This is a genomic window from Coraliomargarita sinensis, from assembly GCF_003185655.1.
Classification (GTDB): domain Bacteria; phylum Verrucomicrobiota; class Verrucomicrobiia; order Opitutales; family Coraliomargaritaceae; genus Coraliomargarita_B; species Coraliomargarita_B sinensis.
This window is the reverse complement of sequence record NZ_QHJQ01000002.1, coordinates 195,102-213,056: the sequence shown is the minus strand read 5'-3', so window position 1 is coordinate 213,056 and position 17,955 is coordinate 195,102. Positions and strand designations below refer to the sequence as shown.

The 17,955-nt window shown below is 52.2% G+C and carries 20 protein-coding genes; 13 read left to right on the top strand and 7 right to left on the bottom strand.

Translation table 11 applies throughout. The features are described from left to right. The first annotated feature begins 132 nt into the window (after positions 1-132). The 13 genes from DDZ13_RS03590 (at position 133) to DDZ13_RS03530 (ending at position 13,836) form a co-directional block, all read left to right on the top strand. Complete coding sequence (locus DDZ13_RS03590) at positions 133-378, top strand: dodecin (RefSeq protein WP_110130060.1); 246 nt, start codon at positions 133-135, stop codon at positions 376-378. A 165-nt stretch (positions 379-543) separates the two neighbouring features. Beyond that, a complete protein-coding gene (locus tag DDZ13_RS03585) occupies positions 544-1,305 on the top strand; it encodes an SdiA-regulated domain-containing protein (protein ID WP_233246065.1) in 762 nt (253 codons plus the stop codon). A gap of 215 nt (positions 1,306-1,520) precedes the next feature. Further along, on the top strand, positions 1,521-1,772 hold the full coding sequence (locus DDZ13_RS03580) for a hypothetical protein (RefSeq protein WP_146209223.1): 252 nt from the start codon (positions 1,521-1,523) through the stop codon (positions 1,770-1,772). Positions 1,773-1,927: 155 nt separating this feature from the next. Then, on the top strand, positions 1,928-3,151 hold the full coding sequence (locus tag DDZ13_RS03575; protein ID WP_110130057.1) for an efflux RND transporter periplasmic adaptor subunit: 1,224 nt from the start codon (positions 1,928-1,930) through the stop codon (positions 3,149-3,151). Positions 3,152-3,153: 2 nt separating this feature from the next. Next, the gene (locus DDZ13_RS03570) at positions 3,154-6,285 is read left to right on the top strand and encodes an efflux RND transporter permease subunit (protein WP_110130056.1); all 3,132 of its coding nucleotides are present in this window, start codon (positions 3,154-3,156) and stop codon (positions 6,283-6,285) included. A 113-nt stretch (positions 6,286-6,398) separates the two neighbouring features. Then, entirely contained in the window at positions 6,399-6,962 is a 564-nt protein-coding gene (locus DDZ13_RS03565) for a peroxiredoxin-like family protein (protein ID WP_110130055.1), read from the top strand. A 379-nt stretch (positions 6,963-7,341) separates the two neighbouring features. Next, entirely contained in the window at positions 7,342-7,968 is a 627-nt protein-coding gene (locus tag DDZ13_RS03560; protein WP_146209222.1) for a hypothetical protein, read from the top strand. A 158-nt stretch (positions 7,969-8,126) separates the two neighbouring features. Next, a complete protein-coding gene (locus DDZ13_RS03555) occupies positions 8,127-10,244 on the top strand; it encodes a VTT domain-containing protein (protein ID WP_110130053.1) in 2,118 nt (705 codons plus the stop codon). Position 10,245: 1 nt separating this feature from the next. After that, positions 10,246-10,935 (top strand): endonuclease/exonuclease/phosphatase family protein, encoded by a 690-nt coding sequence (locus DDZ13_RS03550; protein ID WP_110130052.1) that lies wholly within the window; start codon positions 10,246-10,248, stop codon positions 10,933-10,935. Positions 10,936-11,083: 148 nt separating this feature from the next. Continuing rightward, positions 11,084-11,287: a cold-shock protein gene (locus DDZ13_RS03545; RefSeq protein ID WP_110130051.1), complete on the top strand. Its 204-nt coding sequence runs from the start codon at positions 11,084-11,086 to the stop codon at positions 11,285-11,287. A 109-nt stretch (positions 11,288-11,396) separates the two neighbouring features. Then, positions 11,397-12,365 (top strand): fatty acid desaturase family protein, encoded by a 969-nt coding sequence (locus tag DDZ13_RS03540; protein ID WP_110130050.1) that lies wholly within the window; start codon positions 11,397-11,399, stop codon positions 12,363-12,365. A 50-nt stretch (positions 12,366-12,415) separates the two neighbouring features. Further along, on the top strand, positions 12,416-13,030 hold the full coding sequence (locus DDZ13_RS03535) for a peroxiredoxin-like family protein (RefSeq protein WP_110130049.1): 615 nt from the start codon (positions 12,416-12,418) through the stop codon (positions 13,028-13,030). Positions 13,031-13,104: 74 nt separating this feature from the next. Continuing rightward, on the top strand, positions 13,105-13,836 hold the full coding sequence (locus DDZ13_RS03530) for a type 1 glutamine amidotransferase domain-containing protein (RefSeq protein WP_110130048.1): 732 nt from the start codon (positions 13,105-13,107) through the stop codon (positions 13,834-13,836). On the opposite strand, the gene DDZ13_RS03525 is transcribed toward DDZ13_RS03530, so the two are convergent. Genes DDZ13_RS03525 through DDZ13_RS15900 form a run of 7 tightly spaced genes read right to left on the bottom strand, consistent with a single transcriptional unit; the run spans position 13,833 to position 17,926 of the window. After that, complete coding sequence (locus DDZ13_RS03525) at positions 13,833-14,216, bottom strand: DUF4174 domain-containing protein (protein ID WP_158279767.1); 384 nt, start codon at positions 14,214-14,216, stop codon at positions 13,833-13,835. The genes DDZ13_RS03530 and DDZ13_RS03525 overlap by 4 nt on opposite strands. Before the next feature lie 47 nt (positions 14,217-14,263). Then, positions 14,264-15,268: an ADP-ribosylglycohydrolase family protein gene (locus tag DDZ13_RS03520; protein ID WP_110130046.1), complete on the bottom strand. Its 1,005-nt coding sequence runs from the start codon at positions 15,266-15,268 to the stop codon at positions 14,264-14,266. Further along, positions 15,265-15,684, bottom strand: a complete 420-nt coding sequence (locus tag DDZ13_RS03515) for an acyl-CoA thioesterase (protein WP_158279766.1) — start codon at positions 15,682-15,684, stop codon at positions 15,265-15,267. The genes DDZ13_RS03520 and DDZ13_RS03515 overlap by 4 nt, the downstream gene beginning before the upstream one ends. 53 nt (positions 15,685-15,737) lie before the next feature. Then, positions 15,738-15,986: a DUF3253 domain-containing protein gene (locus DDZ13_RS15905; RefSeq protein ID WP_199221039.1), complete on the bottom strand. Its 249-nt coding sequence runs from the start codon at positions 15,984-15,986 to the stop codon at positions 15,738-15,740. A gap of 11 nt (positions 15,987-15,997) precedes the next feature. After that, complete coding sequence (locus DDZ13_RS03505; RefSeq protein WP_110130043.1) at positions 15,998-16,249, bottom strand: TIGR03643 family protein; 252 nt, start codon at positions 16,247-16,249, stop codon at positions 15,998-16,000. Further along, complete coding sequence (locus DDZ13_RS03500; RefSeq protein ID WP_110130042.1) at positions 16,233-17,771, bottom strand: FAD-binding domain-containing protein; 1,539 nt, start codon at positions 17,769-17,771, stop codon at positions 16,233-16,235. The genes DDZ13_RS03505 and DDZ13_RS03500 overlap by 17 nt, the downstream gene beginning before the upstream one ends. After that, positions 17,768-17,926, bottom strand: a complete 159-nt coding sequence (locus DDZ13_RS15900; protein WP_110130041.1) for a DUF2256 domain-containing protein — start codon at positions 17,924-17,926, stop codon at positions 17,768-17,770. The genes DDZ13_RS03500 and DDZ13_RS15900 overlap by 4 nt, the downstream gene beginning before the upstream one ends. Positions 17,927-17,955: the final 29 nt, after the last annotated feature.

Genomic DNA, 17,955 nt, shown 5'->3' with positions numbered 1-17,955 from the left:
ACCGTGCCGTCAATGACCTTTTTTGTCAGATGCCTTTCTCCGGAGACGACAGGTGCGCTTATTGAGAATAGGCAATTTAGCAACGGGAAGTTTACCTTTGCGTCACCCTGCTCATTGTCTTAGCTTAAATTCATGAGTGATCACGTATACAAAAAGATAGAACTTGTTGGATCCTCCAAAGAATCCATCGAAGCCGCAGCGCAAAACGCCGTGAGCAAAGCATCCGAAACCGTCCGTAATATGCGCTGGATGGAAGTGGGCGAGATTCGCGGGCATATTGTCGATGGCTCAATCGACCACTGGCAAGTCGGTGTTAAGATTGGGTTTACCCTCGAAGCGGAGGAGTCCCCGGAAACGCTCGAAGAGAAAAAGAACTAGTCAGCCTTGCACGCTGTTGATTAGGCGGCACATCCAACCCACCCTCTACGGATGGTGGCGTGATAGGTTATTGCCTGGATAAATTACTTTGCGGCGGCACAAACAGAGGAACGCGGGCACCATCACTGCGTTCTAGAGATGCAACAAGTTAAACATTTAACATCGATGAACAAACTAATAATTGCCGCCGTTTTTTTTCTAATTGGCTTAACCGCTTGCCAAGAATTATCGGAATCCGGCGCTGATGCACGGCATGTCTCCACCAGCCAGAACATCACTTTTGTAGCCGCTTATCCGTTGGATGTGACTGAACCTTCGGGTCTAAGCCTGTCTAAAGACAAACAAAGCCTTTGGACCGTGAGCGATAACGATGGGGGTATTTATCGAATCGACTTACAAGGGAAGTCCTTGGGCCATTTTTCTACGGAGCACAAGGATGTGGAGGGGGTCACCACGATCGACTCCGAACACTTGGCCTTTATTGACGAACGTGCTCGCCGTATAGCGATCGCCCGCAAAGACGGGAAAATCATACGCGAAGCAGCTGTGCCCATCCCCGGTTCGGACAACAAAGGTCCCGAAGCCCTTAGTTATGACGAGGACGCGGCTGAATTCTATATCATGCAGGAAAAGCCCGGCATACTAATCAAATTGAATTCCGATTTGGAAGAAATGGCCAGGCGTCAGCTTAAGTTTGCCCAGGACTACTCCAGTATCAGTTTTGATTCGAAACGAAAACGGCTCTGGGTATTGAGCGACAAATCAAAAAGCATCCATGTCTTAGATCGTGATCAGAATCTAATTGAAAGCTTTTCCGTAGATGTAGACCAAATGGAAGGTATAGCCGTAGATCACGAGCGACAACTCATTTACCTGATTTCCGATCCGCGGTCCGAACTCTATATTTTTGCCTTTAATGCATTTTAAAGAAATGTTTCTTCGGGAATTAAGGAGGCTCCTGATATTGAGATTCTTTAGAGAACATTCAATTTCCATTCAACGTGCCAATTGACTATAACATATCCGTCCCTGATCGGATCATAAACATCAAGTGCGTTGGGGAAGTATCAATCAGTGAAATAAATCAGTATTTTACTGATATAGAGTCTGACTCGTCCGTACCGAAGAACTGCGTTGAACTCGTGGATTTAACAGCCATTCGATATTTTGATGTTAAACACAGCGAAGCCTCGACCATGCCCACGAACTATTATGGCTCGAAAACGAAGCATGACATACTCGGCACTATACCATTTGGAGCAAACAAACTTAATCTGGATTTCGTACTGCTGATTGAAGCTTATTTTCGTAAAGAGATCCCGGATCATTTCTTCAAAATCGCACCGGACCAGGCAGAAGCCATGCGCATCGCAAAAAGCCTTCGGGGTGCATAATGGAGAATATACTATTCGGCTGAGTTTTAAGCCTAGGCCAAACAGCCTCACTCCGTCGCGGCCATTGATTGGTTCACACCGAAAAAGGCACCAACGGCTTGAGCAAAAGCATAAAAGCGGCTTACCTCCATCATTATTAACTCATTACACTCAGCATGCCTGTCACCAAAATTCTAAACTTTATCCTTCTTGCGGCGGTGTTGGCCTTTTTAGGTTGCTCTGATTCCGTAGCCCCGAAGCCCTCTGCCCCTCAAGAGGCATCGGCAGACGGCGCGGGCTCGCCACCCAAAGTGGAAGTTGGCTATATCGAAATGCGCCCGATTACCATCGAAAGAACCAATCAACTTCCCGGTCGGGTACTCGCTTTTGAAGAAGCGGAAATACGCCCCCAAGTCAGCGGGATCGTCCTCGAACGTCTTTTTGACGAAGGTTCTTATGTCGAGGAAGGCCAGCAACTCTACCAGATCGACCCGGCCATCTACGAAGCGGACCTCGAACTGGCCAAGGCCAATTTGAAAAATGCGAACGCCCGGCTGCGCAATGCCAAGCTTCGCTACGAACGTTTCAAGCAACTGGTGAAGAACAATGTCGTCAGCCAGCAGCAGTTCGACGATGCCGAAGCCGAGCTCAACCAGAGCCAAGCCGCAATTAGTCTGGCGGAGGCCGAAGTGAAGCGGGCTCAAATTAATCTGGACTACACCCAAGTGCGTTCCCCCATCAGCGGGTATATCGGGCCTTCTGCCGTGACCCGGGGTGCCTTGTTGACCGCATTACAGGCTCCTCCCATGGCTACCGTCAGACAACTCGACCCTGTCTATGTGGACCTTTCACAAACAGCGACTGAGGCACGCCGCCTGCAGGAGCAGCTCCTTCGCGCAAGGGCCGCAGGCGAAGAAGACAAAAAGTACAGGGTGACCCTGTATCTGGGCAATTCGGATCAGCCCTACCCTGAAGCCGGCACGCTGGATGCGACCGACCTGGCCGTTGACCCAAGGACGGGGGCAATCCGGCTCAGATCCGTGGTGCCTAACCCAGACCGTATTCTGCTCCCGGGCCTGTTTGTTCGGGCCTCAATCCAGGAAGTGGGCCAACGCCAGGCTATTTTGGTGCCTCAAAAAAGTGTCACCATCGCACCGGATGGAAGTAAATCCGTCTGGTTGGTGTCGGCGGAAAGCACGGCAATCAAAAGGGTCATTCAAACAGGAGCGAGTCACAAGGGGCACTGGATCGTGCACAGCGGCCTTGAACCGGGTGACCGCGTCATTGTGGAGGGCCGCATGAATTTAAGGGAAGGTGCTCCGCTTAAACTGGAAGCTCTTGAAATGAAAGTTGCCGAAAGCGGCGGCCAAACTACGGGGCAGCCCTCAGAGAAAAGCTAAACATGTTTTCACGGTTTTTCATTTCCAGGCCCATTTTCACCTGGGTCATCGCCATCTTCATCATGGGATTCGGGGTGTTTTCACTCTTTCAGCTGCCGGTTGAGCAGTATCCGAAAATTGCACCGCCGCAAATCTCAATCACCGCGACTTATCCCGGCGCTTCCGCGGAAACCCTTGAGAATACGGTCACTCAGGTAATCGAGCAAAACCTGACCGGTATTGATAACGTACGCTATATCCAATCGGAGAGCTCCTCAGCTGGCCGGGCTACGGTAACACTTACCTTCGAGCCCGGCACAGATCCCGATATCGCACAGGTACAGACGCAAAACAAGGTGTCTCAGTCTCTCTCCTCCTTGCCATCCATCGTTCAGGAACTGGGTGTGCCCATCGAGAAAGCGGGGAACAGTTACGCACTCATTGTCGGATTCTATTCGAAAGACGGCTCTTTGAGTCGAAACGACATCTCGGACTTTTTGGCATCAAATCTGGAAGAGCCCTTGAGCCGGGTCGACGGTGTCGGCCGCATCAATACTTTCGGCCCGGAGAAAGCCATGCGGGTTTGGCTCAACCCGCAGAGCATGAATAACTTCAACATCACGACCACAGATGTGCTCAGCGCGATCGAAGATCAAAATGTCCAGCTGGCAACGGGTGAGATTGGCGGAACTCCGAGCGTCGAGGGGCAACAGATCAGCGCCACCATTACGGCGCAGTCACTTCTCACCACAGCCGAGGAGTTTGGGGGCATTCTGCTCACTGTCACACCCGACGGGTCGCAAGTCCGCCTCGCTGATGTCGCGCGTATCGAAATCGGCGCGGAAAGTTATAACGTGATCGGCCGCTGGAACCGAAATCCCGCCTCAGGCATCGCGATTGAGCTCGCCCCCGAAGCCAATGCCCTTGAGACCATCCAGGCGGTCAAGGATCGGGTGAAGGATTTCGATGCGATTATTCCGGATAGTTTGGTCACGGTTTACCCGATCGATGTCTCCCCTTTCATCCGGGCTTCGATCTTGAATGTTGCGGCAACCATTGGCCTGGCAATTGTTCTCGTCGTACTGGTTATTTATGTATTCCTGCAGACCACACGCGCCACTCTGATTCCCGCCCTGGCAATACCGATCGTTCTACTCGGCACCTTGGGTTGCCTCCTTGCTTTGGGTTACTCCATCAACGTGCTCACACTCTTTGCTCTGGTGCTCGCTATCGGCATGCTGGTGGACGACGCCATTGTCGTGACCGAAAACGTCGAACGAAAACTGGAGGAAGACAGTAGCCTATCGCCCAAACAGGCGGCGGCAGCGGCCATGAAAGAAATTTCCGGTGCACTGGTCGGGACGACGGTTGTCATTTGGGCGGTGTTTCTCCCCATGACGCTGTTCGGCGGTTCCGTCGGCGTGATTTACCGTCAGTTTTCGGTGACCATATCCATTGCAATGGCGCTCTCCCTGTTCGTCGCGCTCACGCTCTCACCGACGCTCTGCGGAATTCTACTTAAATCCGGCAGGCAACGTAAGGACCACGGTTTCTTTGGCTGGTTCAACTACGGATTCAATGCCCTGCGCCGTGGTCACAAAAAGGCCATGGACCATTTACTGGATAACCGCGTGGTCCTTCCGGTGCTTTTCCTGGCGCTCATCGCGGCTGCCGCATTTATTTTTCTTCGTATCCCCACTTCCTTTTTACCGGGTGAAGACCAGGGACGGATGTTTACCCTTCTAAGTACCCCTCCCGGCACATCGCTGCAAGAGACGATGGAAAAGGTAAAAGTCATGGAGGACTACTACCTTGAGGAAGAGTCCGAAGCGGTTGAAGGCCTTTTTGCCGCCGGAGGCTTCAGCTTCATGGGCCGCGCCCAGAACGTGGGAATCGCCTTCATCAAGATGAAGGATTGGAAAGAACGCGGCGAGGGCAGCAGTGTTTTCGATATCAATAAACGTGCCGTGGGAGCCTTTTCAAACGTTCGCGACGCCATGATATTTCCGATCGTCCCACCCCCGGTCAGCGCCCTCGGCAGAGCAAGTGGATTCGAATTTCAACTGGTGGATCAAGGCGGGCTGGGCAATGAAGCACTGGCAAAAGCCGCCAACAAATTTCTGGAGCAGGCCAATCAAAGCAAGCTGCTCACTCAAGTTCGCTTCAACGGGCTGAACGATACCCCGCAATACAATCTTGAAGTCGACAGCCTAAAGGCGCGCAGTCTCGGTGTGCCGATTTCGGTGATCAATCGAACCCTTAACACCGCACTGGGCGGCACCTACGTGAATGATTTCCTGGACCAGGGCAGAATCAAAAGAGTCTACGCTCAAGCCGATGCCCCGTTCCGCATGTTGCCCGAGGATATTGATGACTGGTACGTCCGCAATGAAAGCGGCGAAATGGTCCAGCTCGCTGAGCTTGCGACAGGCGAGTGGACGCAGGCGCCACCTCAACTGAATCGTTTTAATGGATCCTCCTCGCGGGAGATCAAGGGCTCCACCGTTGATGGTGTCAGCTCAGGCCTGGCCTTTGACGAAGTCTTACGCATCGCCGACACTCTGCCCGATGGCATTGGCGTTTCCTGGACCGGACTCTCCTACGAGGAAAAAGAAGCCAATACCAATACAACATTACTCTACATCGTATCGGCACTCGCCGTTTTCTTCATACTTGCAGCGCTTTACGAGAGCTGGGCCCTGCCGATTTCAATCATGCTCGTCGTCCCTCTGGGTATCTTCGGGGCCGTGCTCTCCACCTGGCTTACGGGACAGGGCAACGATGTCTATTTCCAGGTTGGCCTGCTCATCACCATCGGTCTGGCCGCGAAGAACGCCATCCTGATCGTGGAGTTTGCCAAGACAAACTTTGAAAACGGGATGCGGACCTACGATGCCGCCTACACCGCCGCAGAGAAGAGGCTGCGCCCCATCTTGATGACCTCGCTCACCTTTATGCTCGGGGTCTCCCCCCTGGCCTTCGCTTCCGGACCGGGTTCCGGGGCGCAGAATGCCATCAGTATCGGCGTACTCGGGGGCATTACCACGACGACTTTGTTTGTCGTCGTCTTCGGTCCGTTCTTCTTCATCTGGGTCTATCGACTGCTCAAGCAGGAACAGGTGCGGGCCAACCGGGCAGCCAGCGATGAGTTTTAAGGAGCAGAAAGCCTAGGAGGTTTACCTCTTCAAGCCGAACCGTGTGACTGCTCAGAGACCGATGGCGCATCGGAAGTGTAAGTACAGCGCTCCTTTCGCGTTGCATTCACATCATGAAATTACTTCCTGCAGAAAAACAAACTGAGTTTGCTTACCAGCGCGCCGTCAAGGAGATCGTCTCCAAAAACGGATGGGATCTGGAGGCGCTCTCGCACGAAGCGCCGACTCTGGTCGTCTTTCTACGGCATTTTAACTGCATCTACTGTCGTGAATCGCTGGCCGAATTGAAGCGCCTGCGAAGACCCATCGAGGCAGAGGGCGTACAAATTGCCGCCGTACACATGGGCACAGATCGTCAGGCGGAAGAATTGTTGTCGTTTTTTGACTTATCCGACATTGAGTCGTTCAGCGATCCGGAACGCCGACTCTACAACGCTTTCGGTCTGGAAAGAACTACGCTCGGCCAACTCCTTGGTCCCGCATCCTGGCTAGGCATGGTTCGGGCCGGCATCAGAAGCCGCTCCCTTCCCGGCAAGCGACTGAAGGGCATCGTGGGAGATGTCCTGCAGATGCCAGGCGTCTTCCTGCTCAGCGAAGGTCGTATTGTCGGAGACTTCAAACCACCACGGGTGGACAAACAGCCCGAATATTTGGAACTGGCTGCGATGGAATGTTAAGCGAAACCGTCTGTCATCCTCAACCGGCCTGGTTCTTCAGGGGTTAAAATCAGACCAACTGCCACTAGATCTGTGCAGAATGATTGCATGTCGCGATGACACAACAGCATCGTCGATTACCATGCTGCTTGGGTTGTTCTGTCACAAGGCTGCTGCAGGGATAGCGCTTGGGAACAAGCTTTCTTATAATCAGTACTCCTACATGCTGGGTATAATGCTTCACCCTAGGATGAACAATATCCTCCAATACAAGTAGACTATCTATTCCTTAATAAGTGATTTATCTATATTTTTCCGGTTTGTGAATGAACATTAAAACCGGAAAACTGTCCTTATAGGTGTACGCAAAAATGCTAATACAAAACGAAAGGAGATAGTCATGAAACTACCATCAGTCATCATAAGCGCTGTTGTATTGAGCACGCCGATGATCACTATGGCAGATTCACCCAACCCCTACAAAAAGCCAGACGACACGTGGATCAGCTTGAGTGGAAAAGTTGCTACCGTATCGCCTGACACCTTCAAACTGGATTACGGCGACGGCTTGGTCACCGTGGAAATGGATGACTGGGATATGGACAACGACGCCTACAAGCTGATCGAAGACGACAAGGTTGTGGTTAATGGTATCGTCGACGACGATATGTTCGAGACCACCTCCATTGAAGCAAGTAGCGTCTACGTTGAAAACATCGGCACCTACTTCTATGCCAACCCGGACGACGAAGAGGATATGTCCGTCACTGTATCCACTCCGATCGTCACCTCCCGCACCATCGTACAAGGCACCGTTTCTGATATCGATGGCCGTGAGATTCGCCTGAATACCGGCGACCGTCTGATTACTGTCGACACGGATGAACTCGGGTACAATCCACTGGACAACGCCGGTTACCAACAGATTGAAGAAGGTGACCGCATCTCCGCATACGGATATGTGGACAACGAATTCTTCGACGGTCGTGTCATTGATGCGCTCTCGTTGGTCACACTGGAAGAATAAATATAACTATAACTGCAACGCAGTCACATTCTACCCAAAGCCCTTCTCTACGGAGAGGGGCTTTTTTCGTTTATATCCTGCGATCTTATTTATATTCTGATAAGTATATGAGGTATTTCTTTAACGGTCACAATTTCCTTTAACTTAAAACTCTGACCATGCCATCAACCCCGACTTTAGTCCCTGATAAAAACTGCTGGAAACAATGCACCGTTGCCGATGGTGGTTTTTTGCCCAGCGGACGGGATTACTTTCGTGCTTTTAGAGAGGCTGTGCTCTCGGCAAAACATGAAGTCATTCTGCTTGCATGGGACCTTTGCGAAACTGTGGAAATGATTCGCGACGAAAAGGACGATGACGGTTATCCCTCAAAACTTGTGGACTTTTTGATTCAGGTTTTGGAGGAGAAGCCCGAACTGAAAATAAAGATCCTTCTCTGGGATTATTCGGTCATCTACATGGCCGAACGCGACTGGCTCCCCTTCACTAAACTAGGCCAGCTAAAACATCCACGTTTTGAACTCGTTACCGATAATTCCGTGCCAGCCGGGGCCTCCCACCATCAAAAGCTGGTTATCTTCGACGGCACGCTGGCGATGTGCGGTGGACTCGATCTTGCAGCATGGCGCTGGGACAGCTCCGAGCATTTGGCCGACGACCCCCGGCGCGTTAGCCCTAAAAAAAAGCCCTATCAGCCCTACCATGACATCCAAACGGCCGTCGCGGGCGAGGCGGCAAGCGTCTTGCGCGAACTGGCATCGGCGCGCTGGAAGCGAGCCACGGGTCAAGCCCTGCCCGAGCTTAAAGCATCCGTGAGTCCGGCAATCTGGCCGGACTCGGTACCGATTGCTTTTAAGGACACTGATATCGCAATCGCGTTCACCTACCCGAAATACAAGTCCTATCCTTCGATACGGCAGATCGAACAGTTATATCTGGATTGCATTCATTCTGCCAAGCGTAGCATCTACATTGAAAACCAGTATCTGACCTCAAAAATCCTGGTTGATGCGTTGTGCCGCAGGCTGACGGAAGAAGACGGCCCGGAAATCGTCATACTGCTGACACACGATGCCGGCTGGGCGGAGGACATGACGATGGGAAGGATGCGCAACCGCCTGCTTGAAAAATTAAGAGAAGCCGATGAGCATGGACGTTTCCGCTGTTTCTATCCCTGCATTAAGAACGGGAAAGAACAGCAGGTCTACGTGCATGCAAAGTTAATGATCGTTGATCAGCGGATCCTAATAACCGGATCGGCAAATCTCAGTAACCGGTCCATGCGAGTGGATACCGAACTGAACCTGGCCTTTATTGAAAACGAGCCCAAACCCTACATTCAAAGGCTCCAAGCACAATTATTGGCCATGCATCTGCACAAACAGGAAGCAGAGCTGCAGCATTCTTTGAAAAGCACGAAAAGTTTGATTCGAACCATCGAAGAACTGAATCCGGAATCCGGAAACCAATTGAAGCCTCTCAATGCCAGCTGTGAGTCAGATATCGAGCGTCGGTTGGCAGACACGCAACTACTCGATCCGGATGAGCCTATCAGTCCGATCCACAACGTTTGGGGCGCACTTAAAGCTCAAAGCGACCTCTATTGGCATGACCAGCATAGCTCACCCTATCTCAAAGGCTTCAAAATATTATCCTGGCTGGTTACCTTTCTCGTTGCCGGGCTCGCAATCGCGCTGTTTTGGAAATCCGGTTTCAGCCAAGAGCAGGCCACCAACTTGCTGGCTTCATTCGAAAAAAAACCCGGCACGGTTCCCCTCGTGATTCTGATCTTTGTTGTTGGAGGCATAATTGCCGTGCCACTTAACCTGCTTGTTATCGCCACCGCGCTGACTCTCGGCTCGTGGGTGGCAATTGCCTGCGGCCTTTCCGGGTCACTACTCGCCGCTGGCGCTTCTTTCGGCATTGGCCACTACTTTGGTAAACCCGTGGTGCGAAAAGTCATCGGCGAGCGAATTGATACCATTATTCAGTCGCTCCGGGGTCGCGGGATCGGATCGATGATTGTGCTGAGACTGCTTCCTATCGCTCCCTTCGGCTTAATCAACCTTGTGGCCGGAGTCTCCGGACTGCGTTTCAAAGTCTATATGGTTGGCACGGCCATCGGCATGCTTCCCGGACTGCTAGCAGTCGTTTTAACAACGAACCATTTTCAAAAAGCGCTCGTAAACCCCACGCCCTACACGTGGCTGGTTTTTCTCCTTCTGGCTGGCTTGATCCTGGGCACCGCATTTTGGGCGCAAAAGAAATTTAAATAATATGCTTCGGTTTCTCACCTACAATATTCACGGCTGTATCGGGCGCACACGGAACTACGAACCCAAGACAGTACTTGAGGTAATTCGACAAAGCGATGCCGACATCGTTGCTTTACAGGAAGTGATTGACGAGAAGCGGGATCGGATCCGTTTCATCGATGCACTCCACGAACTAGGCTACTGCAGCGTCGTCCACGCCAAAACCATCGACAAACCAGAAGGTCCTTACGGCATTGCATTGTTATCACGTATTGAGCCAAGCGAGGTTCAGGAAATTGAGCTGGGTGGCCTGGAGCCCCGAAAAGCCTTGCGCTTCCACATTGAGCACCCGGAAGGCGCTCTGGACATTTGCAACACTCATTTGGGCCTGGCCGGCACAGAGCGCTGGAAGCAAATCGAAAAACTTTCCGAGATACTTGCAAAAGCGGACCAACGTCACGGCGACAAGCTTCAGATTCTAATGGGTGATTTGAATGAATGGCGCCCCGGCACTCGACTGATTCGAAAATTGCGGAAACATTTTCAATGGGTTTCCACCATCCCTACCTTCCCCAGCCGCCGACCCGTTTTCTCTCTGGACCGTGTCGCTATTCGAGGCAACCCGACATCCGTTCATTTTCATAGAATCGACGACTCCGGTGCAGTTCGGGCTTCCGATCATCGGGCGCTCCTTGCCGTAGTGAGCACCTGAATCCCCGCCAAAGCTGCCAGTCTACAGATAAAACTTCTGAAAAACCTTCGATTTATAGCGACAGGCCCGTTTTTCTTCGATATACCCCACCTTGCAGAGCCCGCACAACGGCAGGCTTTGCAGTATTACACAGTAAAGAAATAAGTATATGAGTACAGGAACAGTAAAATGGTTCGACGCCGAAAAAGGCTACGGATTCATCCAACCGGAAGACGGAAGCAAAGACCTATTCGTCCATCACTCCGAAATCCAGGTCGACGGCTACGCCTCACTTGAGGACGGCCAAAAAGTCGAATTTGAAGTAGGCAGTGGCCCCAAAGGCCCTTGCGCATCTCAGGTAAAGCCCGCGTAAGCGTAATTCACCAGCTTTTAAGTACAGCTCCCTCGCGTCCTGCGTGGGAGCTTTTTTGAACATGTAGAACTCAATTTTTCTACTGGAATCCGAAATACGAAAGACTCTCATGAGAACCGGAAAAGAGCTCATTCTCGCCACCCGCGAGTTCGCCAAAGACAATACCGCCCGCAGTTGGTGGGTCGTCGTATCCACTGTCTTGCTCTATATCGCAGCGTTGGCCGCAACACTGCTGCTGCCCTACTGGATACTTAAAATCCCGGCCTCCATCCTGACAGGCCTGCTCACCGTGCGCCTTTTCGTGATCTACCACGACCATCAGCACAACGCTATTCTGGCAAAATCGAAGCCGGCCGCCTGGTTTATGCGCTTCTGGGGTATCTACGCGATGACACCCAGCAGCATCTGGAAACACTCACACAATCACCACCACAACCATAATTCCAAACTTCGCAGTTCGCACATTGGTTCGTACCCGGTCATGACCCGCGCGCGTTACCAAAACGCCTCTAAGAACGAGCGATTCAAGTACTTAGCCATTCGCCATCCTTTAACCATACTGTGCGGCTATTTCTCCGTCTTTATTTTCGGTATGTGTATTGTTCCGGCAATGGAAGACCCCAAGGCGCACCGCGACTCCGTGATCGCACTCCTGCTTCACATCACGCTTTATACCCTGGTTATTTTCTTTCTTGGCTGGATGAGCGCTTTCCTGCTCCTCTTCCTTCCCTTTTTCATCGCCAGTGCACTGGGCGCTTATCTTTTTTATGCACAGCATAACTTCTCGGATGTAACTTATATGGACAAGGACGGCTGGACCTATGAAGGCGCTGCCCTGGTCTCTTCCAGTTTTTGTAAAATGAGTCCAATCATGCACTTTTTCACCGCGAATATCGGCTATCACCACATCCACCACTTGAATGCGAAAATTCCCTTTTACCGTCTACCGGAAGTGCTGGAGAAAATGCCCGAACTACAGTCCCCAAAAACCACATCACTACGCCCGTCTGAAATCCTGCGTTGCCTGCGACTCAAAGTCTGGGATGTCGAGCGGCAGCAGATGGTTGGGGTATCTTGATTATACGGGAGCTTAAGGGAATAATACCCGCATCCGGAACTCTCATCCCCATGCCGACAAAAGTAAAATCCCTCGCGCTTCTCTCCGTGCTCGTATTCGGAGCCATGACCTCCTCGAAGGCAGTACCGAACGATCCACGCAATGTAAATCCGGTCGAAGTCGGTAGCACGCTACCGGTAGTGAATTTGACCAACGAATCGGGCAAACCTGTCAGTCTTCGAGAGGCCCTCGGAGGCGGTAAGGCTGTTATTATTTTCTACCGTGGAAGCTGGTGCCCCTATTGTACCAAGCACCTGTCTGCTGTCGGCCAGCATGAAGATAAAATACTCAATCAAGGTTACAAGATCATCGCACTTTCTCCCGACAAGCCAGCGGTTATTGAGGACTACGCAAAGGAGGCCGACCTCAATTATGAGCTCTATTCCGATTCAGAGATGGCGGCAGCCACTGCCTTCGGCCTGACTTTCAAACTGGATGAGGCCACCTTGGCAAAGCTGGACAGCTATGACATCGATATCGAAGCGGCATCCGGGAAAAAACACCACCTCCTGCCCGTGCCCGCGGTTTTTATAAGCGACGAAGAAGGCCGTATCACCTTTCGCTACTATAACCCCGATTACAAGAAGCGCCTCTCACCCGAAGAACTCTTGGGTGCTATCGAATAATTGCCGGGTTGCTCAAGCGGGATAAAGGTTGAACGCGTTTGAAAAGAAGCGGGGTTGGCTTTAACAATTAACACATGAAAGCTCTCATTCTGCGTGTTATCAGTTTATTATCTATCGCCGCGAGTGCCACTGCGGCCCAGCCGATTCTTATCGTCGTGACCAACCACGACCGGATTGGAGATACGAACACACCGACCGGATATTACCTTTCGGAAGTGGCTCACCCTTGGCACGTGTTCACCGAAGCGGGTTACGAAGTGGAGTTTGCCAGCCCCAAAGGTGGTTTTGCTCCCATGGACCCCAAGAGTTTCGATTTGGAAGATCCTATAAACAAAGCGTTCTGGCACAATCTGGATGCCGTTCAGGGTGTCGTACATACCCATGATTTAGGCAAACTGGACCCCGAAGCTTACGCCGCGATTTTCTTTGCCGGAGGGCACGGAACCATGTGGGACTTCCCTAAATCGAATAAGGTGCGAAAGAGCATCGCCAGGCACTATAAAAACGGGGGCATCATCGGAGCAGTCTGCCACGGTCCGGCGGCTCTTGTCGGTGTCAAATTGGATGGAGTGCCTCTGGTCAAGGGCAAGAAAGTCGCCGCTTTCACCAATGAAGAGGAAGCGGCTGTGCAGTTGACCGATGCAATGCCGTTTTTACTTGAGAGTAAGCTTCGTGAACTCGGTGCCGAATTTGTCGAAGCAGATAACTTCAAAAACAAAGTAGCGGTTTCGGAGCGCTTGGTTACAGGGCAGAATCCTGCGTCCGCGACAGATACTGCCAGAGCTATCCTCAAGCTACTTGATTAATTGCGTTTCATCTCGGCCTGTCGCATTGGCATGGCATCAATGAGCGAAAATATACGCTCCAGAATAAGTTTATCCGCCTTTTCCTTAATGCCACCGTCTTTACCAATGAGACGAAGCTGCGTTGTTTCACCGTCTTCAAAATAGTGCCTGAGCACCTCAGTACGAAAGTCCTCTTCAATCGGGTCTGAGTTATTCGTCCGCGACTCCCTTTCACTGAAGACAAACCAAAGAATGTGACGCTCTTTAATTTCAGGCTCGGCAGCCTTCAGTTTAGCGAGCGCTCCGTCAATTTCTTCGGTGGGCGTGTATATCAGAATGAGACGATACTCCCAGCGAAATGACTCAAGGGGATTCGATTCGGCGAAGGTAACTGAACTCATCGTAAGTGAGAATATGAGTGGCAGGATGTTTCGCTTCCGCATGATACTCAGAAAGTAGGTTTCAACGTGTCGCAGCGAAGACGCTCCATAGACTTCAGATTCTTCAACCACTGTTCGGGAATATCGTTTGCCGCTGCCAGCAAGGCCCCGACGACGGCACCTCGATGCGCGTTATCTCCCCCACAACGTGCGTTGGCAATCACGCCCGCGCTGAAATCATCATGATATTTCCATGCGAGGTAAAGTGAGGCTGTAAACGAATCCGGAAGGTAGCAGGCAGTAGTCAAATAACGACCCACCACATCACGATCCTCAAATTGGGCCCAGGTGTCGAGTTGTCCCTCGCTTACGCATTCCGAAGCGTTCTCAATGATTGCCGCCCGAAGGTCTGTCCCGGAAGCAAGTGCATGGAGCATGCGGGTGAATGCGCGCCCCGTTGAGGCAATCTCGGACCCATGGTGAGTCAAGGCAAGATGGGCTTCGACCGTCGGAAGGTCGGCATCCAGCGAAGTCTCCCCAATCGCATCAAGCGCGGCCAACAAGAAGGGAACCGGGGTAAGACCCCCGATATGTATATCTTTGATCCCGCATTCGGCAGGCTTTTTACCCCGGGCGAGATTGTCGAAAAATGCGCGGTGATATTCTTCGAGGTAAGTATCCGCATGCCAGCCGGGTGTACGCAGGGAATTGATGTAGATCTCCAGCCAGGCATCCGGGTCGTATTTACCGGTTGCGACCGTGGAGCGGTAGAGTTGCGCCCCCAGCAGGAAGTTTACGGTATTGTCGCCGGCCGGGAGAAACTGGTGGTAGTGCACGCCTTTTTGCCCCCAATATTTTGCCTGCTCGTGCAGAATATCGGCGTCCTTGTTGCGAGGCGTATACTTGGAACGCCAGAGAATACTGTCCGGATGCGGATTTTTCGGTGCCTGATAGGTTTCAAGATTCGGGTAGTCACGGTCCAAAGCATTCCTGTCATAATACCAGTGAACCGGCATCGAGACTGCATCGGCCACCAGAGCACCCAGCATGGCATTTTGTAATCGGTCGTTCATTTCAGGTAAGTCTCCATGGCTTGTCGGAAGGGCTCTGTCCAGGGCGCAGGCTGGTGCGTCTGCGCGGAAAGCTTACAGACCGTGCGTTTACCCTCACAGTACAGTTTGCCGCCATTCGGATCGCGGATCTTGAAATCCATGGTCACCCCGCCACTGCGAATTCGCTCGATACCATAATCCACCTCGATCGGACCGGGTTTTTGAAAAGGTTCGCGAAAACGTGTCTCCAAGCTGTGCACGACCACATAGATATCCTCATCGCGCTCGGCATTGAAGTCGTTCACTCCGAGCAGATGCTCGAAAAACTTTTGCTGTGCTCGCTCAAGGTGTAGCATGTAGCGGGTATGATGCAGAACACCAAGAGCATCCAATTCGTCAAAATATACTTCTGATTGATATACGAAACGTTGATTCATGTCAGAACCCATCGATTCCGAGACCCTGAGCTTACGCATTCCGTCTCATCCATTCACTTCAGCCTTAAACGTACCGGCCCCCTGACAGTTGCCGGGTCCACCGCCTCGCCCTTTTGACAGAATTCGATCTGCCCTTCGCTTGCCATCCCTGCCGCCACATCTCGAACGAGAGTCATCCGGGCACTCCATTCGGATCGATCAAACACATCACGAGCCGCTTCACTCGGACATATCGTCGCGTTCTCTTGACGGGCCTGCAGAAGCTTCAGGATGGAAGCACGTATATTCTGACGATCCCCCATCCCCACTAATGCTACTCAAAGGAACCTTTAAAGGCCTCAAATCGCTTAAAACGCTTGCGATGCTTCGTCACACGTCCACTCACACGCTTTCTCCATCGGCGGAAGCTGGAGGGCTTTAGGTTCGCCCGCATCAGCTTGATTACCTCCGGTTCAGTCAATCCGGAAACATCTTCGATCCGCTCAAACGAACAGCGGTCCTGCCATGCCATCCCGATGACACGGTCCGTAGCCCCGGCCGATAGCTTTTTATGTTTCTTCGTCATGCAAACTGATCTCGGTTTGCCCGTCGGACTTACGCTTGGGCCGCTTTGGACGTCGCCGGTTTTCTGATGATTTACGGCTACCGTGGCGCCGCATCACCTCTTTGGAAGACTCCCAGTAGTCGTCACGCTTTCGCAGCACTGAAAATTGCGCACGAGCATGACGGACTGCTTCGAGATGGTCCACGATCGGGTATGGATAATCTTCCCCAAGCCGACAACTTGACTCCAACTGCATGAGATCCGGCATTTTCCACGGTTCATGAATATCCGTGGTGTCCACCCGTCTGAGTTCCGGCACCCAGTGGCGAATAAACTCACCTTCCGGGTCATGATCCTTGCCCTGCTTAACCGGGTTGTAAATGCGCAGGGTATTGATCCCCGTCAGACCGCTTTGCATTTGAATCTGTGAGATGTGAATACCCGGCTCGTAGTCGATAAACTGACAGGCAAGCCAATCCTTAAAATGGCGCCAGTCCAGCCAGAGGTGATAACTGGCAAAGGAAACCAACATGGCACGCATGCGAAAGTTGATCCACCCGCGGGCCTTGAGCGCCCGCATGCAGGCATCCACAAAAGGGTACCCTGTTCGTCCGGACTGCCATGCTTCGAGGCGTCCGGCATCGACTTTCCTTGGTCGTAAATCATCACAGGCACGGTTGAAGGCGTGAAACTCGATCGCCGGTTCGGATTCAAGCTTTTGCATGAAGTGGCAATGCCAATGGCATCGCGAAAGAAAGGAGCGTGCCGCCACCTTGGGAATGGCATCGCCGGCCGCCGCACGCAATTTCTGCACGACCGTGCGCATGGAAATGCAGCCCCAGGCCAGATAAGGACTCAGCCGGGAACAACTTTCGTAGGCCGTATTCGGGCTGCTCATCTCCCGATGGTATCGGTCGCCCCGGCCTTTGATGAAACTCTCGAGAACCCGATGTGCCTCGCATTCCCCGCCCCGAAGATCAAGCGCACGGTCCGAGGCTTCCAAACCAAGCTCTGCAGCATCGGGAATTGCGGAGGGGCAAAGACCATCGACTGAAGAAATCTGCTCCGGCATCTCGGGAATCGCCTGACTCATCCGCCGCTCCCAAATACGCGCCCAGCCATCCCGCTCTTTAAGGCGCCGCACCACTCCGTTCTGCGGAATTTCTCTGAAAGCAAGCCCGGCATGCTTGGCCCAATCCGCGACCGCCCTGTCCCGCTCAAACGTTATCGCGTTTCCCGTCTCTTCGTGAGCCCAGAGGCCATCCAATCCGAATTCTGCATGCAAATCAGCAAATACTTGAACCGCGTTCCCTTGTAATACTTGAAGTTCCAAGCCTACCTTTCGGAGATTCCTTTGCAAATCGTTCAGAGATTCCCGGATAAACTGCCAGTGCATCGCATCAAAATCCGGCGCTTCGATCACTTCGGGTTCGATTATATAGAGCGGCAGAACCGGCCCCGTTTCCGCGGCACGCGCCAGAGGCGCATGATCCCGCAATCTGAGGTCACGCTTAAACCAAACACACTGCAAAGCTTCGCTCATTGAGCACTTCGGTTCCGCCGACAACGTTCCGAGCAATAAACCACGGAATCCCAACAACCGGCCCATTTCTTACGCCAGGAAAAGGGGCGGCCACATACCGGACACTCCTTTTGCGGCAGGTCCTTTTTGGCAACGGTTTTACCGGAGATTCGCATGGATAAAAACTACACAAGGTGAGGTTTCA